At 38.6% G+C, this 249-nt stretch carries 1 pseudogene; it reads left to right on the top strand.

The window, feature by feature from the left end:
- Positions 1–43 precede the first annotated feature (43 nt).
- Positions 44–249 (top strand): annotated as a pseudogene (locus AC2A07_RS19795) (T9SS type A sorting domain-containing protein); the annotation flags it as partial.

The following is a 249-nucleotide window of genomic DNA, read 5'->3' as shown; positions in this document are numbered from 1 at the left end:
AAAAAGTTAAATTCGCCAAAATATAATAATTAAAAACTCAAGTATGAAAAAAATCTATGTGAGTACCTGCCTTCTTTGCTTCACAGGTCTGTCATTCGGACAGGATTTAATCTGGCAACATGATATCAGATCATCAACTCAAGACTTCCTTTCCCAGGTAACTACAACCATTGACCAGCAGTATCTCATCAGCGGAAGTGCCATTCAAAGCTCCAACCTTCAACAGGCTAAAGGATCTCAGAACAATGG

Source organism: Chryseobacterium sp. HNCC26DJ238 (assembly GCF_057180465.1).
This window is presented reverse-complemented; position numbering and strand designations above follow the sequence as displayed.